This window comes from Streptomyces sp. NPDC002324, from assembly GCF_053593335.1.
The window spans coordinates 32,786-56,896 of the sequence record NZ_JBSFCF010000022.1 but is presented as its reverse complement, the minus strand read 5'-3'; the positions used below and the strand labels follow the sequence as shown (position 1 = coordinate 56,896).

The window sequence follows — 24,111 nt, the reverse complement described above, 5'->3', positions numbered from 1 at the left end:
GAGTGTCCGGTATGCCTGAGCGAGAGAGCCGGGCCGGGAGCGGTCGGCAGGAGGACGGTGTCACCGCCGCGCCCGGTGGGCTGCTCGATCTGCTGAAGGTCGCCGCCATGGTCCTCGGCAGCGACGGGCGGATCGTGCTGTGGAGCCCGGAGGCCGAGTCACTGCTCGGCTACTCCGCGGCCGAGGCGCTGGGCCAGGACGCGGGCGCGCTGCTGGTGGCCCCGGAGAACCGGTCCCGGGCTCGCGAGCTGTTCCGCCGCGTACGCACCGGGGCCCGCTGGGCGGGCGTCTTCCCGATGCGGCACAAGCGGGGGGCGACGCGCCGCGTGGAATTCCGCACCATGCAGCTGCGCGACGCAAGCGGCGACATCCACGCCCTGGGCCTCGGCATCGACGCGGACACCGTACGGAACGTGGAGCGGGATCTGGCCCTCTCCCACATTCTGATCAACCAGTCACCGGTCGGCATCGCGGTGTTCGACCCCGACCTGCGATGGGTCCGGGTCAATCCGTCCCTGCAGCGCATCAACGGCGTCTCCGAGGAGGCCGTGCTGGGCCGCCGCGTCGCCGAGGTACTGCCGGCGCTCGACGTCCGGGCCATCGAGGCACGGATGCGGCAGGTCCTGGACACCGGTGAGCCATTGCTGGACCAGCAGACGATCGGCCGGACCGCCGCCGACAACCAGGACCACGCCTACTCGGAGTCCTACCACCGGCTGGAGGACCCGAGCGGACGCGTGCTGGGCCTGGCGATGGCGATCCTGGACATCTCCGAGCGGCAGCGGGCGGCCGCCGAGGTCGTACAGGCGAGGGAACGCCTGGCGGTGATCGCCGACGCCGGTGTTCGCATCGGCACCACGCTGGACCTGCGTCAGACGGCACGCGAGCTCGCGGATGTCACCGTTCCGCAGCTCGCCGACCTGGCGGCCGTCGACGTACTCGACTCGGTCGTCGGCCACGGCGGCACGGGCGCGGCACGACCGGACGATCCGCCGGCCTACCGGGCGCTGGCGCTGAAAGCAGGCCGCCCCACCCATGCCTTCGAGGCCGTTGACCCGGTCGGCGAGCCGGCGTCGTACACCTCGGCACGGGTGATCACCCAGTGCGTACGGGAGGGACGGCCCATTCTCCTGCGACACGTGAACGCCAGGACACTGCGGCGTATCGCCCGGGACGACTCCGCCGCAGACCGGCTGGGCCGGGCCGGCGTCCATTCCTACCTGGCCGCTCCTCTGGTGGCCCGCGGCGAGGTGTTGGGCACGCTCAGTCTGTACCGGACGCTCAACCACCGGCCGTTCGACGACCAGGACCTCACCCTCGCGACCGAACTGGCCGCACGCGCCGCCATCTGCATCGACAACGCCCGGCTGTACGGACGTGAACGCGCCACCGCCCTCACCCTCCAGCGCAGCATCCTCCCCCAGGAACCACCGCGCCCCGCCGGCATGGAGGTGGCCTCCCGCTATCTTCCCGCGGTGAGCGAGGTGGGCGGGGACTGGTTCGACGTGCTGCCGCTCAAGAACGGCAAGGTCGGCCTCGTCGTCGGCGACGTCATGGGCAAAGGCGTGCACGCCGCGGCGATCATGGGGCAGCTTCGCACCGCCACCCGCGCCCTCGCCAGGCTCGACCTGCCGCCGGCGGAGCTGCTGGCCCACCTCGACGACATCGCCGCCTCGCTGGGCGACCCCGACACGCTGGCCACCTGCCTCTACGTCGTCTGCGACCCCCGGCACGGCCGATGCGAGGTCTCCCGCGCCGGCCACCTCCCGCCCGTACTGGTGGACCCGGGCGGGAAGGCCGTATTCCTCGACATCGCCGCCGGCGTACCCCTCGGGGTGGGAGGAGTACCGTTCACCGCCGACCAGCGGGAACTCCCGGAAGGGGCGCTGCTCGCCCTGTTCACCGATGGCCTCGTCGAACGCCGCACGGAACCCATCGACACCGGCCTGAACACCCTGCTCCGCCTGCTGGACGACACCCGTCTCCCCCTGGAGGAGACCTGCGACCTCCTGCTCGACACCCTGAACCGGCAGCCGGACGACGACGTGGCCCTCCTCCTCGCCCGACGCGTCGGCCCGCCGAACTGAAGGTCACATCGATACCGACGTGGGCGGCGTGGATACCGGTGCCGTCGAGTTCCTTGTGCGGGTTGATGGCCCAGGTGCGCAGCGCCGCGGTGGCGGCGTTGACATTGCCGACCTGCGGCACGGGGTCGATGGAGCCTGCGCCGGTGGTGTACAGCAGCGTGCCCGCGCCGGCCTCGCGCATCGCGGGCAGTACCGCCCGAGTGGCGGCGATCGCCCCGTACAGCTGGAATTCCATCTCGTGCTGCACATGAGCCGGTTCGGTCCGGGTCGGAGTGGTCAGCACCGTGCAGCCGCGTGTCCCCACCGGGGAGTACTCCAGGACATCCGATGCCCCCCCAACTTCTCGGCCGCGTCCTTGAGCGCCCGGCCGAGCGCGTCGTGCCACCCGGGCTGCCGCGATGTCATGAGGCCCGGCGGAAGCCGGATGGTCCAGGCGGCTCCGCGCCCGAGATGCGCGGATGCCATCGCCCTGCGCCCCCACCGATAGGCCCGGCCTATACGGGGCATCGATTTTTGGTCGTGGACCCCCTGCCCTGTCGCCCGTTTCACTGTGGCCCAAGCTGGCGCGCGCCGATCGGGCTCGGTGCCGCGCGATCAGGGAGGCTGCAATGACGCATACCCCGGGCACCGGACGAGACGAACAGGCCGTGCGTATCGCGGCGAGGCCGTGGTACCGGCAGTTGTACGTCCAGGTGCTGGTGGCGATCGTGATCGGCATCGTGCTGGGCTGGCGGTGGCCGGATCTCGCCACGGACATGGAACCGATCGGCACGACGTTCATCACCGCGATGAAGATGCTCATCGGTCCGATCGTCTTCCTGACGATCATCGGTGGCATCGCCGGAGTCGCCGACCTGAGGAAGGTCGGACGCACCGGCATCAAAGCGCTGACCTATTTCCAGGTCGGCACCATCGTCGCCCTGCTCACCGGTCTCGTGGCGATCAACCTCTTCCGGCTCGGCGACGGCGTGCACGCCGACCCGGCGACGCTGCGGACGTCGGGCGACGCGAGCCAGTACGTGGAGCAGGGCGAGCACCAGCACTGGTGGGAGTTCCTCACCGGTATCGTGCCGAACAGTTTCTTCGGCCCGTTCGTCGAGGGGAAGATCCTCCAGGTCATCTTCCTGGCTGTCGTCTTCGGCGTAGCGATCAAGATGGTGGGCAAGCCGGGCGAGCCGATCATCGCGGCCGTGGGACGGCTGACCGAGGTGGTCTTCAAGGTCCTGTCCTTCGTCATGAAGGCCGCGCCGCTGGGCGCCTTCGGCGCGATGTCGTACGCCATCGGGAAGTTCGGCCTGTCCACGCTGACCAGCCTCGGCTCGCTGATCCTCCTCTTCTACGTCACCTCGGCGCTGTTCGTCGTGGTCGTGCTCGGCGGTGTGCTCGCCCTGTACGTGCGGCTGAACATCTTCCAGCTCTTCCGTTACCTCAAGGAGGAGTTCTGGCTGATCCTCGGCACCTCGACCGCCGAGCCCGCGCTGCCCGGGCTGATGCGCAAGATGCAGTTCATGGGGGCGGAGCGATCCACGGTCGGACTGGTGGTGCCGACCGGGTACAGCTTCAACCTGGACGGGGCGGCGATCTACCTCTCGCTGGCCACTCTGTACATCGCCCAGGCCACCGACACCTCGCTCTCCCTCGGACAGCAACTCGGGCTGCTTGCAGTCATGTTGCTGACGTCGAAGGGTGCGGCGGGCGTCGCCGGCGGTGGTTTCATCGCTTTGACCGCGACCCTCTCGACGGTCGGCACCGTCCCTGCGGCGGGCATCATGCTCATCTTCGGCATCGACAAGTTCATGTCCGAGTGCCGGGCCCTGGTGAACTTCTTCGGCAACGCCGTCGCCACGCTGTTCATCGCCAAGTGGGAGAACGGCCTGGATCTGGAACGGGCACGCGCGGTGCTGGCCGGCCGGGCGGGGGAGCCGCCGGCGACCGAGACCGAAGAGATCCAGCCGGTCGCCCCGGCCCGCGCCCCGCACACCGCCGAGGTGACGCCCTGATGGTGTCCGTGCTGGTCGCCCCTGACAAGTTCAAGGGATCGCTCAGTGCCGACGAGGTGGCCCGCGCCCTGGAGCGCGGGCTGCTGGAGGCCGCCCCCCGGGCCCGGGTCACCCGCCTCCCGCTGGCCGACGGCGGGGAAGGAAGCGTGGCCGCCGCCTGCGCGAGCCGGTTCAGGCCGGAGAAAGTCACGGTGACCGGCCCGACCGGGCAGCCTGTCACGGCCGAACTCGCGGTGCACGGCCGTACCGTCCTCATCGAGGCGGCGGCCGTCTGCGGACTCGGCGTGCTGCCGGGCGGCCACAAGGCGCCGCTCACGGCCACCAGCCGGGGCATCGGCCAGGCCCTCCGTCACGCACTGGCAGGCGGCGCGGACACGATCGTCCTCGCGCTCGGCGGGGTCGCCACCACCGACGGCGGAGCGGGCCTGTTGCAGTCCCTCGGCGCGCGGCTGGCCCGAGAGGACGGCACACCGATCGGACCGGGCGGTGCGGGACTCGCCGATCTCCGCACGGCCGACCTCGCCGAGGCCCGCGAGGCCCTGGCGGGAGTCGATCTCGTCCTCGCCACCGATGTGGACAACCCGCTGCTCGGGACGACGGGCACGGCCGCCGTGTACGGCCCTCAGAAAGGGGCGACCGCGGGCGAGGCGCGGGAACTGGACGACGCGCTCACCGGCTTCGTGCGGCGACTGGAGGCGGGTGGAGTAGCGCAGGCCGCGCGATACGCCGATGCCCCGGGTGCGGGCGCGGCCGGCGGACTGGGATACGCCGGGATTCTGCTCGGCGGGCGGACGTGCTCGGGCGCCGACTATTTCCTCACTCTTCTTGGAGCCGATGGCCTTCTGGCCGCGAGCGACTTCGTCGTGACCGGCGAAGGCAGCCTCGACGAGCAGTCCCTGTCGGGCAAGCTGCCCGTGGCGCTGGCCCGGCGGGCCGGCCGGCTCGGGGTGGCGGTGCACGCGGTGGCCGGCCGCTGCACCCTGCCCGAGGATCGGACCGCCGCCCACTTCCGTTCCGTGCAAGCCCTGACGGACCTGACCGATCAGGACTGCGCGCGGGACAGTGCCCTGTCCGCGCACCTGCTCGCCCGGTGCGGGCGGAGCCTCGCCGCCCGGTGGATCGGACGCGGAGGAACGGAAGCCGGCGGGTAGGCTCGCTCCGCCTGTCGTACCAGCACAGAGCGGGGAGGTGCCGTGGACGCCCGGCAACTGGAGTACTTTCTGGCCATCGTCGAGCACGGTGGCTTCAGCAAGGCCGCCGCAGCCCTCCATGTCGCCCAGCCGTCGCTGTCCCAGGCGATGGCCAACCTGGAGGCCGATCTCGGGGTCGCCCTCTTCCACCGGGTGGGCCGGGGCGTCGTCCTGAGCGAGGCAGGCCGGGAGCTGTTGGAGCCGAGCCGGCGCGTGCTGCGCGACCTGGCCGCCGTACGCGACACCGCCGCCGCGCTCGCCGGGCTGCACGGTGGCACGGTCGAAGTCGCCACCATGCCCTCGCCCGGCATCGAGCCGCTGACCACGCTCATCCACCGCTTCGCCGACCTGCACCCGGCGGTGACCGTGAGCACGCACGCCGCCTTCACACCCGACGAGGTGGTCGCGCTGGTCCGCAGCGGCGCCTGCGAGCTGGGCCTGCTGGGCAGCGCGAGTCCGGTGCACCCGACCGGCCTGGACGTACTGCACGTCGAGGACCAGCCGTTCGTGGTCGTCGCGGCGCCCGGCGGGGCGATCGAGGACGACGTCACCATCCGTCCCCGAGACCTGGCCGGACAGAAACTCATCGCCTCACGCACCGGCAGCCTGATGCGCAACATCGTCGACGACATCACCGCGGGCGGCACCGGCACGGAGATCGTGACGGTCGTCGACCACCGCACGTCGATCCTGCCGCTGGTCCTGACCGGTGTCGGGATCGCCGTCCTGCCGTCGTCCTGGACCCGGCTCGCCCGCCGCTGCGGGGCGGTGGTGGCACCGCTGGCGCCCACCGCGCACCTCCACGTGGCCATGGTCAGCCTGCCGGCGCACCTCACGCCGGCCGCGCGGGCGTTCCTGGCCCTCACCAGGTCCTTGGCCGGTCGGCGGGCACCCGCCGTCTGACGCGGGACCGATCGGCTGCGCCTATACGTGCCATCGAAAGCAGGTCTTGGACGCATCACCGCGCCGCTGTGTTGACTCGAACCGACCGCACGACAGCGAGCCGGAGGCACCCATGACAGCCGCACCCCGCACGTTCCGCATCGCCGCCATCCCCGCCGACGGGGTGGGCAAGGAAGTCGTCGCCGCCGGGCGGGCCGTCCTGGACGCGCTGGCCGACGGCTCCCGGAACTCGGCGGACCCCTTCGCCTTCGCCTGGGAGGAGTTCCCCTGGGGCTGCGAGTACTACGAGCGCACCGGCAAGATGATCGACGACGACGGTCTGGAGCGGTTGAAGGACTTCGACGCCATCTACTTCGGCGCCGTCGGCTGGCCCACCGTCCCCGACCACATCAGCCTGTGGGGCCTGCGTCTGAAGATCTGCCAGAACTTCGACCAGTGGGCCAACGTCCGCCCCGTGCACTTCCTGCCGGGCGTCCAGAGCCCGCTGCGCAAGGCCGACGACACGGACCTGGACTGGGTCGTCGTCCGCGAGAACAGCGAGGGGGAGTACGCGGGCCTCGGCGGACGCAACCTCGGCGGACGGGGGCCCGGGGGCGAAGTGGCCGTACAGTCCGCCCTGTTCACCGAGGTGGGCTGTGAACGCATCATGCGCTTCGCCTTCGACCTGGCCCGCACCAGGGACCGCAGGAAGGTCTCCTCCGTGACCAAGAGCAACGCCCAGCAGTACGGCATGGTCCTGTGGGACGACGTCTTCAAGCGCGTGGCCGCCGACTACCCGGACGTGGAGACCGAGAGCGTGCTCGTGGACGCGATGTCCGCGAAGTTCGTCCTGCGTCCCGAGGACCTCTCGGTCGTCGTCGCCTCCAACCTCAACGCGGACATCCTCTCCGACCTCGGCAGCGCGCTGGCCGGCAGCCTGGGCCTGGCCGCCAGCGCCAACCTCAACCCCGAGCGCCGCTTCCCCAGCATGTTCGAGCCGGTCCACGGCTCCGCACCGGACATCGCGGGGCAGGGCCTGGCCAACCCCATCGGCGCGGTCGGCAGCGCCGCGCTGATGCTGGAGCACTTCGGCCTGCCGGAGCAGGCGGCGCGCCTGCAGAAGGCGATCGAGGCGACGACCGCCGCTGGCGTCCTCACCCGCGATGTCGGCGGCACGGCCACGACGGAGGACGTGACCAAGGCCCTGATCGACGCACTCGACGTCTGACCGTCTTTTCGGGCGCGCGGCAGCCGCGCAGAGGGGCAACCCCATTCCGGCGTGCGGCGATTGCCCCAGCGCGCGACACCGGGCATAGGCGAACTGGCCGCCGGGCCCGTCAAGTGGGTGCTCCCCGACGAGCCGACGCCGTCCACGTCCGGTGGACAGGCCTCAACTGGCGCCTGTCCACCGGAGAGCAGCGGGCTGCCGCCAACGGTTGGTCGGTCCGTACGGACGTCACTCCACCGGCGCGGGCCTGAAGCCCGTCTGGAAGTACCCGAACGGGAACCTCGGCGGATTCCCGCGCTTCAGGGCCGACCACGCCACCGCGGAGCGCTGGAAGCAGACCTTCCCTCTCTATTCGCTCTCCACTTCGAGGAGGTCGAGGGAGACCCCGTCGCCGGGCCGGCTCGGGCCGCACCCGGCGGCCTGTCCCGGCAGCGGCCACAACTGGGCAGGCCGACCTCTCGGTTGCAGGAACACGTCGGCCTCGGCCGGGGGGCCACGCGTGTGGCTGACGGTGCCGCCGCTGGTGAGCGCGTCGCCAGCGAAGAGGGAACCCGCCCCTCGTCGAGTGCGCTGAAGAAGCTCCGGTGGCGGCAACGGCGTTCCGCCCCCTGCCCGTGGTGAACGGTGGCATGGCTGCGACGATGCCCCGGTGAACCACTTCTCGTATTCCAGCCTGGGGCCTGGTCATGACCGGCAGCATCTCCCGGAGCCCTGGCAAGCCGAGCCCGGCCAGTGGCCGAAGCTGGAGGCCGCACTCGCTGTGGTCAATCGCGACCTGATGGCCACCCTGCCGGGCCAGGACCCTCTGATACTGATGGTCACCCCGTCCTGGCAGCCGCTGCCCCCGGGCGTGAGCGACAGGGGGCAGGTCCACGTGGCGATGCCGGACGGCCGCTGGCACGGTAATGCGGTGAACGCGTGTGACCTGGAGGAGGGCGATCCTCCGGAGCCGGAGGATGAGGCGACGGTCCTGACCGTCGTCGCGGATGCGGCGCAGGCCACCATCACCGAGTTGCTCTGGCAGGTCTGGCCGGTCTGCCGGGAACACAAGATCGGAATGCACCCTCGTCCCGCGGGGACCGTCGACGACCGGTGCGAGGGCGACGCAGACGCGGCCGGCCCACCCGTGTGGTGGTGCCGGGGCGGCCGGGACGGCGCCTGCCACGACGTCTCCCCGGTGGGCGAGCTGGCCGCCACTCTGCCCGGAAAGCAGCGCCGCGCACTGCACCGCAGCGCGCGTGAACGAGACGGTCACCGATAGCCGCGGGCCAGACCGAGGCGCGGTGCCGCCGGACCCGCCACGCGAACGAGCCACACGCGAAGTACGAAGCAGGCTCGGACAGCCCGTGGCCTTGGTGTGGGTGAGTGGGGCTCGGCGCCGTCGGCATGCCGAAATCACCACGTCCCCACGGCCGGACAGAACCTGTTTCCCGCAGCGGCATCCACCGAGATCAGCCCCTGCACGACGGCCTGCCAGAACCGGATGCCGCCCTCACACCACGCGACACCCGGCCGACCCGGCGAGGGCATCTGCCCGCGCTGGCCCGACCGCCCGCTGGAGTACGCCGAGAGGCACGCGCGGCGGCCGACCCTGAGTGGATCAGTCCGACCGCTGCCCGGGCCAGCTGTCCCGCGCGCCTCAGTCCGCCTTGAGGGCGGTGAGGATGTTCAGCCGGGCCGCCCGGCGGGCGGGCCAGAGTCCCGCCACCACGCCGACGAGTGCGGCGCCCGTGAGGGCGACGGCGATGCGGCCCCAGGGGACGACCATCTCGTACCCCTGGATGCTGTCGGCGGCCATCCTGCCCGCGGCCCAGCCGAGGAAGAGGCCCGCGCCGATGCCCAGCAGGGCCCCGAACAGCGAGATGAGGACGGACTCCAGGTGGATCATCCGCTTGGTCTGCTCGGGCTGGAGCCCCACCGCGCGCAGCATCCCGATCTCACGGGTCCGCTCGAACACGGACATCGCGAGGGTGTTGACGACTCCCAGGACGGCGATCACCACGGCCATGGCCAGCAGCCCGTACAGCATGTTCAGGAGCAGGGTGATGTCCCCACCGCCGGCGGACCTGGCCAGGTCGTCGGTGTTCCGCAGCCGGATGAGGGGGTTCTGGTCGAGGGCGTGCCGCAGGGACTGCCGTACCGCCTCGCCGTCGCCGTCCTCGGTGTGCACCAGGACCGAGGTGTCCTCGATCTCCTTCACATGGGGCTGGAGGGTGGCGAGCGGCATCATGGTGGCCGGGAGGAACTCGTCGCCACGGTAGATGCCGCCGATCCGCAGGGTCCCCCGGTTGCCGTCGCCGTAGACCACCGGAAGCCGCTGGCCCATGGTCCATCCGTAGAGGTCGGCCGTGGAGGTGTCGATCAGCAGGTTCGTGCCGCCGCCCGCGCCCAGTGCCGCGAGCGACCCCGATGCGAAGCCGGGGTCGAGGAGAGCGCCGATGCTCCGGGCGTCCACACCGGTCAGGTTCACCTCGTCGCCGCCGATCCGGACGGCGCTCTGGCGCAGCGGGCTGGCGGCGGTCACGGCCGTGGACTTCGCCAGGGTGTCATGGACCGACGCGGGCAGGGAGCCGCCTCTCCTCGACGAGATCTCGAAGTCGGCCGTGACGGCGTTCTCGGCCCGCTGGTGCAGCGAGGTCGTGGCGGACACCGCGACCACCGTCAGGCCGGTGACCATCGACAGCCCGATCATCAGGGCCGAGGCCGTGGAGGCGGTTCGCCGGGGATTGCGGCGGGCGCCCCGCGCGGCCAGCGTGCCCGGGACGCCGAAGCGGCGCAGGAGAGGCACGGCCAGGGCGATGGCCGGTCCGCAGAGCGCCGGGGTCACCACGATGAGGCCGATGAGCAGCAGGGCGGACGGGAAAAGGACGAGGGTGCGGCCCTGCTCTCCGCTGCCCGCGGCGAACACCACGCCGAGCACACCGATCACGATCAGGGCGGCACCGATGGCGTTGCGCCTGCGGAGGCTACGGGCCGGCGGGGGTGTGTGGAGCGCGGACATGGCGGCCACGGGAGGCACGGCGGCGGCACGGCGGGCCGGCAGATACGCGGCGAGCATGGTGACGACGACGCCCACCAGGAACGAGACCAGCACGGTGCCCGGAGCGACGACCAACGGCCCGTCGGGGACGCCGGATCCGGTGGACGCGAACAGCTGCCGCATGGCCAGGGCCACACCGATCCCGAGGAGGAACCCCGCGGCCCCCGCGCACAGCCCCAGCAGCGCGGCCTCGATGAGGACGGAACGGGTCACCTGGCGACGTTCGGCGCCGACGGCCCGCAGCAGGGCCACCTCCTGCGAACGCTGGGTGACCAGCATGGTGAAGGTGTTGCCGATGACGAAGACGCCGACGAACAGGGCGATGGCCGCGAAGACGAGCAGCACCTGGCTGAGCGCGTCCGCCCCCTCGGCGGCCGCGGCCCGCTGCTGCGCGCGCACCTGCGCCGCCGTGCTGATCTCGGAGTCCTCGGGCAGCAGGTCGCGTGCCTGCGCCGCGAGCCGCTGCGCGGAGGCACCGCGCGCGGCATCGAGGGAGACACCGTGGTACCGACCCGGCCTCAGCAACAGTTTCTGCGCGGTGGCGTCGTCGAAGAACACCGAGGTGCCGCCGGAGCCCGAGGTGTCGCCGGTGCGGACGATTCCGACGAGTTTCTTGTGCAGCACGGGTCCGTCGATGGCCAGTCGGACGGTGTCGCCCAGCCGGTAGCCGCCCTGGTCGGCGGTGCTGGTGTCCATCAGCACCTCGTCGGGCCCGGTGGGGGCGCGTCCGGTCGTCAGGGGGTGGCGGTCGTCCTTGCCGTCGGCCTGGGGGAAGTAGTTGCCCGCCATCGCCACCTTGCCCTCGCCGAGGGGGCGGCCGTCCTTCGCGGCCACGGCGGCGAACCCTTCCACGGAGCCGGTCACGGTCGCCACGCCGGGCAGCCGTCGCAGGCGCCCCAGCGTGTCCTCCCCAATGGTTCCGGGCTCGCCCGATGTCTCGTCGAACGGTGGGGTGGCCTGGACCGCGACATCGCGCAGCGTGCTGAGGTAGCGCTTCTTGTAGGCGTTGCCGACGGTGTCGGTGAAGACGAGGGTGCCCACGACGAAGGCGACGCCGAGCAGAACGGCGAGCATGGTCATCAGCAGGCGGGCTTTGTGCGCGAGGACATTGCGCAGGGCGGTGCGGAACACGGGCGGCCTTCCAGGGGTGCCGGTGAGGGGTGCTCGGGGAGCGGGAGACGCGCCGGGCGCGGGGCGTACGCGCGTCAGGCGCGGTGAGCCGACGGCAGGCGAGGCGAGGCGAGGCGAGGCGAGGCGAGGCGTGGCGTCAGCGTCAGACCGGGTGCGCGGGTGTCAGGCGGCCCATGCGCTCCAGGACGGCCTCGGCGGTGGGCGCGTGGAGTTCGTCGACGATGCGCCCGTCGGCGAGGAAGACGACGCGGTCCGCGTAGGACGCGGCGGCGGGGTCATGGGTGACCATGACGACGGTCTGGCCCAGGGCGCTCGTGGAGCCGCGCAGGAATTCGAGGATCTCGGCCCCGCTGCGGGAGTCCAGGTTGCCGGTGGGCTCGTCGGCGAAGACGATGTCGGGCCGCGCGGCCAGCGCGCGGGCGACGGCGACGCGCTGCTGCTGGCCGCCGGAGAGCTGGCCGGGCCGGTGGTCGAGCCGGTCGGCCAGGCCGACGGTCCGGATGACGCTCTCCAGCCAGGCCCGTTCCGGCTTGCGGCCCGCGATGTCCATGGGGAGGGTGATGTTCTCCACGGCGCTCAGGGTGGGCAGCAGGTTGAACGCCTGGAAGACGAAGCCGATGCGGTCGCGGCGCAGCCGGGTGAGCTGACGGTCGTTCAGGGAGCCGAGCTCCGTGTCGCCGAGGCGGACCGACCCGAAGGACAGTGAGTCGAGACCGGCCATGCAGTGCATCAGGGTGGACTTCCCCGATCCGGAGGGGCCCATGATCGCGGTGAACCGGCTCCGGACGAAGCCGACCGTGACCGCGTCGAGGGCCACCACACGGGTGTCGCCCGTGCCGTACACCTTCGTCAGGTCGGTTGCCTGGGCCGCGTAGCTCTCCAGGGCGGAAGGGGGCAGGTGTGCGTGCATGCCGATCCTCGGTGGACGCTCGATGTGGATGGCCCCTCGTGGCAGAGGGGGTCGCCGCCGACGGCGACCTCCATGAGCCTTCCGCTCGGCCACCCGCCGGCGGATCCCCCGAACATCCGGCACCGCATCCCCCGATCGGGGGAGATTGCCGGTTCCTACGGCGCGAACGCTATTCGGCACGCCCCGAGCGGAAGGCCCAGGCCGCGACCTCGACCCTGTTGCGCAGGCCCAACTTCGCCTGTAGCGACCCCAGATGGGTCTTGACCGTGCTGGGCGCGATGTACAGCTCGGCGGCGATCTCCGGGTTGGTCAGCCCGCGGGCGATGCCCTGGACGACCTCCTCCTCGCGGTCGGTCAACGGTTCGGCCGGCTCGGATGCGCCGCGTCGCCGTGCCTTGGTGAAGTGCTGCAGCAGCCGGAGGGTGATCTGCGGGGCGACCATGGCGTCCCCGCGGGCCGCCGCCCGGACGGCCTCGGTCAGCAGTGCGGGCCCGGCGTCCTTGAGGAGGAAGCCAGACGCTCCGTTCGACAGTGCCGTATACACATATTCGTCGAGGTCGAAGGTGGTGACCACGACCACCTTCGGCGCTCCGGGACGACCGCCGCCGGCCAGTTGGCGGGTGACTTCCAGTCCGTCGGGCGGAGGCATCCGGATGTCCACGAGACACACGTCCGGCCTCGTCTCGCGGGCCAGCGCCAGGGCCGAGGCACCGTCGGCGGCCTCGGCCACCACCTCCATGTCGGACTCGGCCGACAGCACCATGCGGAACCCGGCCCGTACCAGATACTGATCGTCAGCGACCAGGATGCGTATGGTCATGCCGTCCTGCCCTCCCGTAGCCGCACCCCGGAGCGTACGGCGTGCCGTCCGCGTGCACGGGCGTTCCGTGCGGCCTCGTCGGGGTGCAGCGGTACGGAGGCGTGGACACGCCACCCGCCTTCGGGCCGGTGCCCCGCCTCGAAGTCACCGCCGAGCAGTTCGATGCGCTCCCGCATGCCCATGATGCCGAAGCCGCCGCCGAGCCGCCCGAGGCTGCCGCGGGGGCCGGACGGAGAGCCTTGTCCGTCGTCCTCGACGACCAGTTCGGCGTGGCGAGCCGCGACCCGGGCGGACACGTCGACCGACCGCGCGCCCCGCGCATAGCGCTGGGCGTTGGTCAGGGCCTCCTGCAGGACGCGGCTCAGCCCGCCGGTGACTTCCGCGGGGACGTCCATGGGCAACCCCTGTCCGAGGTCCAGCCGGATCGGCAGTCCCGTCACCCGCGCCTCGTCCACGATGCGGGTCAGCACCTCGCCGAGGTTCTCCGCATGCCGCGGCGCCTCGTCACCGCGCATCGAACCGACCAGACGCCGCATCGACGTCAGCGCCTCGCCGCCCGCGTGCTCGACGGCCTCCAGCATTTCGTTCAGCATCCGCGGATCGGGGGTGCCCCGGCCGGTGACATGGCGCAGGGCCTGCAGCTGCACCACGATCGCGGTCACCTGATGGGCCACGGTGTCGTGCAGGTCGCGGGCGAGCGCGAGCCGTTCCTCCTGCCGGACCAGTTGTCCGGTGCGTTCCTGTTGAACGTCGTGGAGACGCAGCACCAGGCCGCAGACGAAGGCCAGGGCCAGTTCCAGCACGGTGCTGTCGGAGAAGTCACCGGGATCCGAGTCCCGCAGCACCGGGACGGAGAACACGCTGATGCCCAGGGCCGCCACGACCACCGGGGCCCACCGGGGCGTACATCGGCGCACAGTCACGGCGAGGAGGACCAGCAGGCCCATGAGTTCGCTGCCGCTGCTCTCGCTGGTCACCATGTTCACCGGCAGCAGGTGGTAGGCCACCGTGGCCATGAAGGTGCCGAAGCAGGCCACCAGCGCGGCCCGCGGGACCCATCGGGAGTCGCACACCGCGGCCAGCACGGCCATCGCCCCTGCCAGGGCTCCGGAGCAGACCGGCACCCAGTCCCCGACGAAGGCCTCCCTGTCGAAGGCCGCGTCGAAGACGATCCGCCCCCGTACGTCCTCGAAGACGGAGAAGAGGAACAACAGCCCCAGCGCCGAGATCAGGATCCGCCCCGGCCAACTTCGGTGACCGGCACGGCCGGAGGACACACCTATTCGCATCCGCGTCACCCTACGCACCTACGGCGGCGATCGCCGCCTGCCTCCCGCGCGCGGGTCGGTGGGCATGGGCGCGGGTCCCTGGCTTCGGCGGCGCGCATGGCCCTGAGCGCGGTTTCCGGCCGGCGGCCCGTGAAGTCGGTGGCCACCTGCAAATCCACCACCGCGTCGGCGCGCGCCAGTTGTGCCCGCATGAGGCGGAGGACTGCCCTCATGGACATGTACGGACGCCTCCCGTGCGCCTACCGTCGAAGTGACTGGCGGAACGGTTCGGGGCCGGGGTGCTGTGCCCTGCTCCCGACCCCACTACAGGGAGCGGCAGCGTCATGGGTCTCGACCGGAAGAAAGAGAGTGGCGAGCGGGAAGGAAAGCCTCTGCCCCGGCGGACCTCAACAGCCCAGAGCGCCGATGCGGCGCGCTTCTTGGGGAACCGTCAGGTCACGCAGTCGTCCGTCCGAGCCGTGCAGCGCATGGCCGGGAACGCAGCCGCCACCGCGTATGTGCAGAGGGTCACCGACGCGGATCGTGACAAAGCCAACGCTCGCCGGGAACGTTGGGCCGAGCGGGACACCGGACGTGGCGGTGCGCAGCAGGCAGCGAGCTTCACCAGTCACGAGACGGCGTTCGGGCCGTACAACGAGCGCCCCGGGCGCGGCGGGGCTCCGTACATCAGCTCCAACAAGAAGCAGTATCCGGGAACCCAGGGCGACGACCGCTACGTCCGCGAGGAAGAGAGCCAGTTCACCGGCCTGATCCCCACTCTCGACGCCGAGCAGTTCCTTCCCCTCGTCGAAGCGCTGAAGGGGCGGGAGTTGAGCGAGGAGGATATCGCAGGTCTGAGTGACGAACAGTGCCGGGCAGCGGCGATGCTCATGGGAATCGCCAATGCCGAGGCGGTTCGCGAGGCGGGAGCGATCAAGCACATCCGCAGCGCGCTCCGGCGGCAGGCCAACCCGTCCCACGAAGCACCGGAGTTCCTCAATGACTACCCGCAGGGACGTATCGGCGGTGCCCAGCACGAGAAGCGCGTCCGGTCGGGCAGGGCAAGGCGGGCCACACCCGAGGTCGAAACGATTCTTGACGCGTCGTCCTCGTCGGACGAGAGCACATCCCGCCGCCGTTAGTTCCTTGCATCCGTCGTAGTAGTGCCGTTGCCGACGGTGCCCAGTGGCACGGCGGCGAAAGGCATGCGGGACGCTGACCGGAATCCGACCCTGATCCGGTCGTTACGGGGCCGTGAGCTGCGTCTTGCAGGCTTGCACCATGCGCCTGCACCCTCGCTGCCCTGCTGTCGTCGTGGTTGCCCTCTGTCTGAGCACCCTGCTGGTCACGGGCTGCTCGGACGGTGACGGGAAGCCGGCGCCCCTGCCGCCCCCTTCCCCCGCCCAGCGGGACGACGGCGAGGTCAATCGGGACGACGTGAACGGCGACGGGTACGGCGACGCGGTCGTCAACGGCTGGTACAAGGAGCCGAAGTCAGGGGGCGACTGGCACAACAACCGCTTCGTCGCCCTGGCCGCCTCCGGTGGCCCGAAGCCGGGAAAGGCCTTCCGCCTCGCGGAGCGCTACGCCAAGCCGGACCCCCACATCACCAGCGCGCCGATCATGCACGACCGCTCGGCTCAGTTCACCGCGGATCTTGATGACGACGGTTACGCCGACGTCGTCGTGCGCAACCGGCTGAGCCACCCCAACGGGAAGTTCACGCTCGACCAGCGCATCGTCTGGGGTGGCCCGGACGGCCCCACGGGTGCCACCAAGCTTCCGGCCGACGTCCTGCGGGCCATCGCTGCCGGGGACTTCGACGGCGACGGCGCCCTCGACCTGCTGAGCCTCGCGGAGCCCGGCAGCGAGTACGACCGCACCCCGCAGCCCGCCGCTGTCCTGTACGGCCCGCTCGGCCGCGACGGCGGGGTGCCCCGCAGGACATGGAGTGCCGATGTGGGCCAAGGAGGCTGGGCGTACATGGCGCACGCGGTCGTGGGCGACTTCGACGGTGACGGCCGCGACGATCTGGTGACCAAGGCCGAATACGACGAGGAAGACGTTCGCCTCGAGGATGGCATGCCCAAAGACGTCATCGACGCCGTGCTCTACCGGGGTACGGCACAGGGGCTGAAGCCCTCCGGGGCCGTGCCGGGCATCACGGGCCGGGCTCCCGGCCTGGGCGACGGCGCCAGCCCCGTGGCGGCGGGAGATTTCGACGGTGACGGCTGTGCCGACATCCTCGCCCGGCAGGGCTACAGGCAAGCCGTTGCCGTCTACGGCAGCGGCAAGGGGCCCGGCCGGGGCAGTCCCGAAAGCGGGCTCGGCAAACTGGACGTCGTCGGCGCCCTCGCCGTCGGTGATCTCAACGGCGACGGGCGCGACGACATCGCCACGCAGTCCTCGGGCGACGATCGCCGCGTCGGCCAGGTGGCAGTGGTGGTCGGCGGCGATGACGGGCTCAGCGCGTCCCGTACCGTCATGATCGACCGGTACGCGATCGGGCTCGGCGGCTCCCCGCAGCACGAGGGAGACCGCGACTTCTTCGGCTGGGACCTGCACCTCGCCGACCTCGACATCGATGGCCGCGACGAGCTGCTCATCGGCACGTTCGGCTTCAACAAACCCCGCAAGGACGCTGGTTACTGGATCCTGCACGGAACGAAGGACGGCCCGTCGAAGACGAACCGCCGCTTCGTCAGAACCAAGGACTTCGGCCGCAGCTGACGTCCGGAGCGGGCGACAAGGGTGGGCGGTCGGCGCGGTTCGCCTGGCTAGCAGCTGCTGGAGCTCTGCCGCACGATGTGGGCGTTGGCCTCGTCCCCGACTTTGACGTAGAGCGCGGACTTGCCCCTCCGGTCGTACGTCTCGTCGTCGTTGATCGGTCCGGGGATGTCGAACGACACCTTGTAGCACCACCCGGCGTCGACTCGGAAAGCGTCCCAGTCCTGGTCCCACGGGGTGTGCTCGCCCGGACTGAGCCACTCTGTCTTCTGCGCGGCCCCACCGCTGCTGCACGTCGGCTGGGTAGTCGTCGAGGCGCCGGTGAGATCCCAGCTCCTGCACCAGTTGAAGTAGGCCACGGCTCCGACACCGCTGTCATTCACGGTCGACGAGCATCCGAGATTCCCGCACTCGGGGCCCGCGTACGCAGCGGGGGCGGGTCCCGCTACGACGAAGGCGATGGTCGTCGCCCCCACCACGGCCGCCGCCTTGGACCGCTTGCCGAACAGCTCCTGTAGTGGCATTTCTTCTCCTCTTGCGGTTGTTCCGGTTGTTCCGGTCGTAGCTTCGCGGAGGCGCCACGTCCCGCCGGCCGGCGCTTGGTCCGTGGGCGGGTTGGCGTGGTCGGCCCGCCTGGCTCACTCCGCAACGGCTCCCGTCCTGCCACGGCCCGACCTGCGATGAGATCGTGGATCAGAGGGCGGCGCGCAGCAAGGCTCGAACGCCAAAATGGAACGCCTGGAACGCCGCCCATGCCGCTAGCTGGGAGTTTCAGGCGTTATGGAACGCCCAGATCCCGCCGGGCGTGGTCTTTCGACTTGGATTTGGAAACTGATCGGTTTACTATGGCGGAAACCGGCCGGTTTCCATGTGGGGCGGCTGGGGCCGTGACCCACGGGTGCCGTCGCCGGCTTCGTCGACGGCGGCCGGGGCGCCGGGAGGGCTCACCCTCGCCCGGTCGTCGCCACCCGTGCCGCGGGGTTTCGATACGGCGAGTTCCGGTCTGCGACGGTGCCGTCCGGTCTCCTTCCGATGTAGCTGTTGTCCAGGCCGGAGTAAGTCATGAATGGAATTCACCCCTTCCGCGTGCTGCGTGCGAAACCCCTGTGGATCGCCAACGGCGTCATCACGGGCGTTCTCGCGCTGCTGTTCACCGTGTTCTATGTCGGTGCCAACATCGACCCGGCCGGCCACATGACCAAGCTCCCGGTCGGTCTGGTCAACGCCGACAAGGGGGCCTCGGTCGGCGGCAGGCAGGTCAACCTGGGGGAGCAGATCACCGAGTCGATCCGGAAGTCCCCCGGGGGAGGGGACAAGATCGACTGGAAGGTGATGGACGAGCCGGAGGTGACGGAAGCGCTCGGCAAGGGCAAGCTGTTCGGCGCGCTCGTCGTGCCCGCCGACTTCACGTCCTCCACCACCGCTCTGACCGGCACCGCGGCCAAGGAGCCCCCGGTCCGTCCGACGCTGACGGTGGTGACGAACCAGTCCGCCGGCGGCATGGGCTCCAGCCTGGCGCGGGTCGCGACGGCCCAGGCGGCCGAGAACGCCTCGCTCCGACTGGGTGAGGAACTGACCGCGCGGACCGGTGGCGAGCAGGCGGAGCTGCCCGCCGCGGCGCGCCTTCTGCTGGCCGACCCGGCCGCCGTCACCGTCGAGGACGGCCATCCGCTCGGCTCACACAGCGGCCTGGGTATGACGGCGTTCTACTACGCGCTCGCCCTGGTGGTCGTCGGCATGCTCTCCGCCAACGTCATCAGCGGCCAGGTCGACCACGCCCTCGGCTACACGCACAACGACATGGGCCCGCTGCGTCTGCACCGCCCGTTGATCCGGGCGACCCGGGTGCAGACCCTCACCATCAGCAGCACCCTCATGACGGGCCTGTCTTTGCTGATGGGCACCCTGGTGATGGCGGGCGCGGTCGGCATCATGGGCATGGACGCCGCCCACCTGCCGCTGCTGTGGCTGTACTCGGTGTGCGCCATAGCCGTCTCCGGGATCGGCGCGCTCACCCTCCTGGCGGTGTTCGGCACGCCCGGGATGCTGGTGGTCACGCTGTTCTTCATCGGGATGGCGGTGCCGACGGCCGGGGCCACGACCCCCATCGAGGCGCTGCCCGGCTTCTACCGCTTCCTGGCCGAGTTCGAGCCGCTGCGGCAGATCACCGGTGGTATCCGCTCGATCCTCTACTACGACGCGCAGGGCGACGCGGGTCTGACCCGGGGCTGGGTGATGATGGCGGCCGGCCTTGTGGCGGCCGTAGTGTTCGGCTTCGGTGTGCTGGGGTGGTACGACCGCAAGGGACTGCACCGCATCCCCGTCACCGCCGAGACCGGGCCCGAGCCCGAGACCGGGCCCGAGAAGAGCGCAACCCGGGCGCAGTGAAGCATCTTCCGTATTCGTCAGGACGCGGCCGTCGGGCCCCTCGACGACGGATGGGAAACCGATCGGTTTTCATTTCGCCCGATTCGGGTTAACCTCACCTTATGACCACCGAAGTGAAGCCAAGTTCCAGAGAGCGGCTGTTGGAGGCGGCAGCCACGCTCACCTACCGAGACGGCGTCAACATCGGCGTCGACGCGCTGTGCAAGGCGGCGGGAGTGTCGAAGCGCTCCATGTACCAGCTGTTCGAGAGCAAGGACGATCTGCTGGCAGCGAGCCTGAAGGAGCGCAATGCCGCTTCCGTGGCCGCTCTCCTGCCCGCGGCGGACGACGAACGCTCCCCCCGCGAACGGATCCTGCACGTCTTCGAGCAACTGGAGTCGCAGGCGTGCGAGCCCGGCTTCCAGGGCTGCCCGTATCTGGCTGTGCAGATCGAGCTGAAGGACCAGAGTCACTCCGCGAGCCAGGTGGCACACCGGAGCAAGGCGAAACTTACGGCCTTCTTCCGTGCCGAGGCCGAACAGGGCGGCGCGAGCGATCCCGGCCTGCTGGCCCGGCAGCTCATCCTGGTCTTCGACGGAGCCAGCGCCCGCGCGGGGATCGGAGCCGACACCGTCACGGGACTCATCGCCCCCACAGTGGTCACTCTGCTCGACACGGCAGGCGTGCGCTGACGCCTCGTCCTTCCACGTGCTTCGTGCTTCCCGTGTTTCCCAGATCCTCGTCCGGCTCGCTCGCCCGGACGGCCTCGCCGATCAGGTCGTCGCCTGGGTCTCGGCGGCTTCTCGTTCGCGAGGCAGGCCGCGTCGGACGGCGTGCTGAACCGGTCGGCGCCGATGTCGGGTGCGCAGACCGCGGGAACGGTCGATCCCCAGTAGCCCTTGCCGCCGTTGTCGGAGATGACGACTCCCGCGCCGATGGCCGGGGACGAGGCGGTGAGCTGGTAGCCCGCGACGCTGCCGATGCCCGTGCCGCCGCTGCCGGGCGAGGCCAGCAGGGGATCCGCGGTGATGCAGGGCACAAGGACCCGACCGCCGATGACGACCCGCGTCACAGCGAGGAGACCCGTCGCTGCATACCCGACTTCGACCGCGGGGTGCGTCGCACTGCCAGCACCCTCGCACTCTACGAGTTCATGCTGGAGCGTCACCCCTCGCGCATCAACCGCGGTGCGCTGTGGGGCTCCTGCCGGGCAGCGAAAGGCTGAGCGGTCGGCAGTGCCGATTTCGTAGACACCATGGCGCAGCCGTCAAGCGCCGGGCAAGGGCCCGTCCGGCACCCGCACAACCGCGGCTTCGGTCATCCCGCGCGTGGATGGACCGCACCGGCGTCAGACGGCGTGGGGTATGACGTCCAGCGGCGAAGTCTGTGTCATAGAACCTGGTGGGTTCGTCCTTCGTTCCAGTGATGCCGGCTCCGGGTTCTCGGTCACCCGGAGTCGGCGACCGGAGCGGCCCGGTATCCCCGTATGCGCTGTTGCACGACTCACGCGCCCGCGTTCACTCCGTCACGCCCCTGCCCACCCGCAACTGCGGACACAGCGGCAACGCTCCTTCACATCATGTATGTGGCACGGTGGGAACCCGGGACTCTGGTGCTCCGGGCGTATCTGCGGCGCCAGGCCGGCCCGTTGCTGTCGTTGACCGTGGCGGCTCTGATCGCCGGCTTCGCCGTGAGCCAGTCCCAGGACAGGTGGATCGAGATCGGCGAGAACCTCCACGAGGCGGCATGCGGCTACGGCGGGGCGGCCGCCGTCCTCCTCGCGAGCTGGCAGGGCGGCGCCGAGGTGCGCGGCGGAGTCGACTGGATCCATGCGACAGCCGTTCGCGGAGTGCTCTGGCAGCGCCTGGCAGGCTTGGCCTCGGGCGTCCTGTGGCCCCTGTGCGGATATCTGCTGGCGGTCCTGGCAGTACTCGTGTGGCCGTTCGCAGGACAACCGTCCCACCGTCCGCCGTTCGACGCCATGACCGTCGACGCGGCATCGATCACGGCCGTCTCGTGTATCGCCTACCTGGTCGGCCGCACCGTGCCGCTCCCGGTGACACCGTTCGTCCTCGTCACGGCCTTGGTCCTGTTCGGGCAGAGCGCATGGTGGATGGCGATCACACATCCCGTGGAGATCAACTACAGCGGGGACGCGCTTCCGCCCAACACGTCCGGCTGGGTTCCGGTTCACCCTCCCCTGTGGCTGCCCTGGGGACGATCCCTGCTGTTCGCCGTCGTGGCGGCGGGGGCCGTCAGCCTGTGCGCGCGCTACTGGAAGACGGCCGTCGTACTGGTGGTGGTGGCCGGAGCGGGGGCACTGGGTCTGGGACTGACGCAGGAGGGCGGCGCTGCGATCTCCGCCGTCAACGCCTCCGAGATGCGATGCACGGGGCGACAGGCCGCTCTTTGTCTACCGAGGGAGAACGAAGGCGCGCGGCGACGCCTCCAACCCCAGGTGGACCGGCTCGCCGAAAAACTGGAAGGCGTGCGCAACGCCCCCACCTACTACGTGGTGAGCGACCAGAGCTACCGCTATAGAGACTGGGGGGCCGATGACGATCCAGCCGACTCCGGCCCACGGGTCATCGGTATCGATGCCGGTGCCGATACGGAGTCCCTCGCCAGGGACGTGGTCTGCCCGGATTCCTTCTGTACGGGGTCCCTGGACGGAGCGGTGTTCGCCTGGCTGACCGGCATCCCGCCGGACAACGCGCTGTACCGAGAAGAGCAACTGCTCCGCATCCGAGAGCTGGACGGCCTTCCTCCGAAGCAGCGCGCGGACTGGCTCGAGCGGTATCTGCACGCGGTGAGGTTCGGGAAAGCGCTGCCCGACCTGCCCTACTGGCATTGGTGATCGTCCTGAACCCACATCAGCTTCTTCCCGTGTGGTTGCGGGCCGTCCCCGGCCTGCGGTGGCCCTGGCTGCTGTCCGTCTGCGGAGTATGTGCGGCGGGCGTGTGGCTGGGGAGGATGGCTGACCAGGAGGACATCCTGGCTGTCCTGCTGCTGCTTGCCCCGCTGCTGCCCCTCGTCTGGGTCGCCGTCAGCTACGGCGGTAAGGCCGACCCCTTCGCGCCGGTCGTGCGTACGACCCCGGCGGGAGGGCTGCGACTGCTGCTCCTGCGGACCGGGGTCGTTCTGGCCCTCTGTCTTCCGCTGCTCGCCGCCGCCGGTCTGGCCGGGTTGAGCGGTTCGCTCTGGGCTGCGGCCTGGCTCGTGCCGTGTCTGACCCTCACGCTCGCCACGCTCGTCCTCAGCTCCTACATCGGCTGCTTGCTCGGTGCCGGCGCGGTATCCGTCATGTGGCTCTTGGCGGTCTCGGCCATCACCCGGCTGTCCATGCGGACGGACGGGCCTGTCACCTCCTGGCGCCGTGTCCTTCTCGAAGTCCTCATGGACCTTCTCGACTTCGGTTCCCAGTTCCTCTGGGCACTGGCCGCCGGCGTACTGACCCTTCTGCTCACGCTCCGCCGTGAGTCCTTCGATGACTTGAGGTCCCGATGATCAACGCCCGCCGCGTGACCGTCCGCCACCGGCGCACGACCGCGGTCGACAGTCTCTGTCTGGACTTGCCTCGGGGCGTCCACGGTCTGCTGGGACCGAACGGTTCCGGGAAGAGCTCGCTGCTCGCCGTACTGGCGACGGCGACCCGCCCGGCTGAAGGTGAACTCAGGCTGCTGGACAGGGACCCTGGTCGTCCCGCCGAGCGGAGGGAGATCCGCCGCAGGCTCGGCTATCTGCCGCAGAAGTGCGAGATGTTCCGGGGGTTCACGGTCCGCGAGTGCGTCAGCTATGCGGCCTGGCTGAAGGACATGCCCGGCCGCGGCGGGGCAACTGCGGTGGAGCGCGCGGTGGAGAGCGCCGGCCTGAGCGCGCGTATCGACAAGAAGTACCGCTCCCTCTCCGGGGGTATGCAACGCCGTGTCGGGATCGCCCAAGCTCTGGTGAACCGGCCGGAACTCCTGCTTCTCGACGAGCCGACGAACGGCCTCGACCCGGAACAGCGCGAGCAACTGCACCTGTTGCTGCGGGAACTGAGTGCCACGACCACGGTCGTCATGGCCACCCATCTGATGGAGGACGTGGAGGGCTGCTGCGACAGCGTGGTCGTGCTCAAGAACGCGCGCAAAAGGTTCGCCGGGTCGCTGGACGAGCTGCGCTCGGCGGGTGGCTACGCACGAGTGATCGCAGACGACCCGGACAGCAGGATGTGACGGCCGCACCCACGCCACCGGAAGCGGCACGGAACTCCGTACGGCTCGTGTCCTCTAGCAATGCGGTCGGAGTAGCGTTCGCCGGCGAGTACAGGTATAGGGATAGTTATTAGCTTCTGTCCATGCCGACGAGGCGCATCGGATCGTTTCGGAGCATCGGCCGGACCGCACACCGTCTCGGCATGGGGCGGGGTGCCGGGCAGGTAGTGGAACTCGGCGAGTGGTATGCGCGGGGTCCTCGCGA

General features: G+C 70.5%; 18 protein-coding genes. 13 read left to right on the top strand and 5 right to left on the bottom strand.

What is annotated here, in order from left to right:
* Positions 1 to 11: 11 nt before the first annotated feature.
* From ACWCRJ_RS26355 to ACWCRJ_RS26330, 6 genes are all read left to right on the top strand, one after another.
* Positions 12 to 2,087, top strand: a complete 2,076-nt coding sequence (locus tag ACWCRJ_RS26355; RefSeq protein ID WP_450941615.1) for a SpoIIE family protein phosphatase — start codon at positions 12 to 14, stop codon at positions 2,085 to 2,087.
* Between the two features lie 608 nt (positions 2,088 to 2,695).
* Positions 2,696 to 4,087: a C4-dicarboxylate transporter DctA gene (gene dctA / locus ACWCRJ_RS26350; RefSeq protein WP_450941614.1), complete on the top strand. Its 1,392-nt coding sequence runs from the start codon at positions 2,696 to 2,698 to the stop codon at positions 4,085 to 4,087.
* Positions 4,087 to 5,238, top strand: a complete 1,152-nt coding sequence (locus tag ACWCRJ_RS26345; RefSeq protein WP_450941613.1) for a glycerate kinase — start codon at positions 4,087 to 4,089, stop codon at positions 5,236 to 5,238. The genes dctA and ACWCRJ_RS26345 overlap by 1 nt, the downstream gene beginning before the upstream one ends.
* Before the next feature lie 42 nt (positions 5,239 to 5,280).
* On the top strand, positions 5,281 to 6,180 hold the full coding sequence (locus ACWCRJ_RS26340) for a LysR family transcriptional regulator (protein WP_450941612.1): 900 nt from the start codon (positions 5,281 to 5,283) through the stop codon (positions 6,178 to 6,180).
* 112 nt (positions 6,181 to 6,292) lie between these two features.
* Entirely contained in the window at positions 6,293 to 7,387 is a 1,095-nt protein-coding gene (locus ACWCRJ_RS26335) for a tartrate dehydrogenase (protein WP_450941611.1), read from the top strand.
* A 649-nt stretch (positions 7,388 to 8,036) separates the two neighbouring features.
* Positions 8,037 to 8,648, top strand: coding sequence for a hypothetical protein (locus ACWCRJ_RS26330; protein WP_450941610.1), 612 nt, complete (start codon positions 8,037 to 8,039; stop codon positions 8,646 to 8,648).
* 378 nt (positions 8,649 to 9,026) lie between these two features.
* On the opposite strand, the gene ACWCRJ_RS26325 is transcribed toward ACWCRJ_RS26330, so the two are convergent.
* The 4 genes from ACWCRJ_RS26325 to ACWCRJ_RS26310 form a co-directional block, all read right to left on the bottom strand.
* Positions 9,027 to 11,558, bottom strand: coding sequence for an ABC transporter permease (locus tag ACWCRJ_RS26325; protein WP_450941609.1), 2,532 nt, complete (start codon positions 11,556 to 11,558; stop codon positions 9,027 to 9,029).
* 142 nt (positions 11,559 to 11,700) lie between these two features.
* Positions 11,701 to 12,468 (bottom strand): ABC transporter ATP-binding protein, encoded by a 768-nt coding sequence (locus ACWCRJ_RS26320; protein WP_450941608.1) that lies wholly within the window; start codon positions 12,466 to 12,468, stop codon positions 11,701 to 11,703.
* A 169-nt stretch (positions 12,469 to 12,637) separates the two neighbouring features.
* The gene (locus tag ACWCRJ_RS26315) at positions 12,638 to 13,288 is read right to left on the bottom strand and encodes a response regulator (RefSeq protein WP_450941607.1); all 651 of its coding nucleotides are present in this window, start codon (positions 13,286 to 13,288) and stop codon (positions 12,638 to 12,640) included.
* Positions 13,285 to 14,577, bottom strand: a complete 1,293-nt coding sequence (locus tag ACWCRJ_RS26310) for a sensor histidine kinase (RefSeq protein ID WP_450941606.1) — start codon at positions 14,575 to 14,577, stop codon at positions 13,285 to 13,287. The genes ACWCRJ_RS26315 and ACWCRJ_RS26310 overlap by 4 nt, the downstream gene beginning before the upstream one ends.
* A gap of 323 nt (positions 14,578 to 14,900) precedes the next feature.
* On the opposite strand from ACWCRJ_RS26310, the gene ACWCRJ_RS26305 reads away from it, so the two are divergent.
* Both ACWCRJ_RS26305 and ACWCRJ_RS26300 read left to right on the top strand, forming a co-directional pair.
* Positions 14,901 to 15,698, top strand: coding sequence for a hypothetical protein (locus ACWCRJ_RS26305; protein WP_450941605.1), 798 nt, complete (start codon positions 14,901 to 14,903; stop codon positions 15,696 to 15,698).
* A gap of 139 nt (positions 15,699 to 15,837) precedes the next feature.
* A complete protein-coding gene (locus ACWCRJ_RS26300; RefSeq protein ID WP_450941604.1) occupies positions 15,838 to 17,286 on the top strand; it encodes an FG-GAP repeat domain-containing protein in 1,449 nt (482 codons plus the stop codon).
* 47 nt (positions 17,287 to 17,333) lie between these two features.
* Here ACWCRJ_RS26300 and ACWCRJ_RS26295 read toward each other — a convergent pair whose 3' ends face one another.
* Positions 17,334 to 17,807 carry a hypothetical protein gene (locus ACWCRJ_RS26295; RefSeq protein ID WP_450941603.1) on the bottom strand — a complete coding sequence of 158 codons (474 nt, stop codon included), beginning with the start codon at positions 17,805 to 17,807 and terminating at the stop codon, positions 17,334 to 17,336.
* Between the two features lie 538 nt (positions 17,808 to 18,345).
* Here ACWCRJ_RS26295 and ACWCRJ_RS26290 point away from each other — a divergent pair.
* From ACWCRJ_RS26290 to ACWCRJ_RS26270, 5 genes are all read left to right on the top strand, one after another.
* Entirely contained in the window at positions 18,346 to 19,671 is a 1,326-nt protein-coding gene (locus ACWCRJ_RS26290) for a DUF3533 domain-containing protein (protein WP_450941602.1), read from the top strand.
* 101 nt (positions 19,672 to 19,772) lie between these two features.
* Positions 19,773 to 20,342, top strand: coding sequence for a TetR/AcrR family transcriptional regulator (locus tag ACWCRJ_RS26285; protein ID WP_450941601.1), 570 nt, complete (start codon positions 19,773 to 19,775; stop codon positions 20,340 to 20,342).
* An 893-nt stretch (positions 20,343 to 21,235) separates the two neighbouring features.
* Positions 21,236 to 22,507 (top strand): hypothetical protein, encoded by a 1,272-nt coding sequence (locus ACWCRJ_RS26280; RefSeq protein ID WP_450941600.1) that lies wholly within the window; start codon positions 21,236 to 21,238, stop codon positions 22,505 to 22,507.
* Positions 22,508 to 22,623: 116 nt separating this feature from the next.
* Entirely contained in the window at positions 22,624 to 23,157 is a 534-nt protein-coding gene (locus ACWCRJ_RS26275; RefSeq protein ID WP_450941599.1) for a hypothetical protein, read from the top strand.
* Positions 23,154 to 23,867: an ATP-binding cassette domain-containing protein gene (locus ACWCRJ_RS26270; protein ID WP_450941598.1), complete on the top strand. Its 714-nt coding sequence runs from the start codon at positions 23,154 to 23,156 to the stop codon at positions 23,865 to 23,867. The genes ACWCRJ_RS26275 and ACWCRJ_RS26270 overlap by 4 nt, the downstream gene beginning before the upstream one ends.
* The last annotated feature ends 244 nt before the right edge of the window (positions 23,868 to 24,111 follow it).

Bases quoted from the DNA above. Each gene is read 5' to 3' on its own strand.
- ACWCRJ_RS26320 (WP_450941608.1), bottom strand. From the start codon at position 12,468: ATGCACGCACACCTGCCCCCTTCCGCCCTGGAGAGCTACGCGGCCCAG.
- ACWCRJ_RS26355 (WP_450941615.1), top strand. From the start codon at position 12: ATGCCTGAGCGAGAGAGCCGGGCCGGGAGCGGTCGGCAGGAGGACGGT.
- ACWCRJ_RS26275 (WP_450941599.1), top strand. From the start codon at position 22,624: ATGGCTGACCAGGAGGACATCCTGGCTGTCCTGCTGCTGCTTGCCCCG.
- ACWCRJ_RS26315 (WP_450941607.1), bottom strand. From the start codon at position 13,288: ATGACCATACGCATCCTGGTCGCTGACGATCAGTATCTGGTACGGGCC.
- ACWCRJ_RS26335 (WP_450941611.1), top strand. From the start codon at position 6,293: ATGACAGCCGCACCCCGCACGTTCCGCATCGCCGCCATCCCCGCCGAC.
- ACWCRJ_RS26290 (WP_450941602.1), top strand. From the start codon at position 18,346: ATGAATGGAATTCACCCCTTCCGCGTGCTGCGTGCGAAACCCCTGTGG.
- ACWCRJ_RS26305 (WP_450941605.1), top strand. From the start codon at position 14,901: ATGGGTCTCGACCGGAAGAAAGAGAGTGGCGAGCGGGAAGGAAAGCCT.
- ACWCRJ_RS26285 (WP_450941601.1), top strand. From the start codon at position 19,773: ATGACCACCGAAGTGAAGCCAAGTTCCAGAGAGCGGCTGTTGGAGGCG.
- ACWCRJ_RS26310 (WP_450941606.1), bottom strand. From the start codon at position 14,577: ATGCGAATAGGTGTGTCCTCCGGCCGTGCCGGTCACCGAAGTTGGCCG.
- dctA (WP_450941614.1), top strand. From the start codon at position 2,696: ATGACGCATACCCCGGGCACCGGACGAGACGAACAGGCCGTGCGTATC.
- ACWCRJ_RS26345 (WP_450941613.1), top strand. From the start codon at position 4,087: ATGGTGTCCGTGCTGGTCGCCCCTGACAAGTTCAAGGGATCGCTCAGT.
- ACWCRJ_RS26270 (WP_450941598.1), top strand. From the start codon at position 23,154: ATGATCAACGCCCGCCGCGTGACCGTCCGCCACCGGCGCACGACCGCG.
- ACWCRJ_RS26295 (WP_450941603.1), bottom strand. From the start codon at position 17,807: ATGCCACTACAGGAGCTGTTCGGCAAGCGGTCCAAGGCGGCGGCCGTG.
- ACWCRJ_RS26300 (WP_450941604.1), top strand. From the start codon at position 15,838: ATGCGCCTGCACCCTCGCTGCCCTGCTGTCGTCGTGGTTGCCCTCTGT.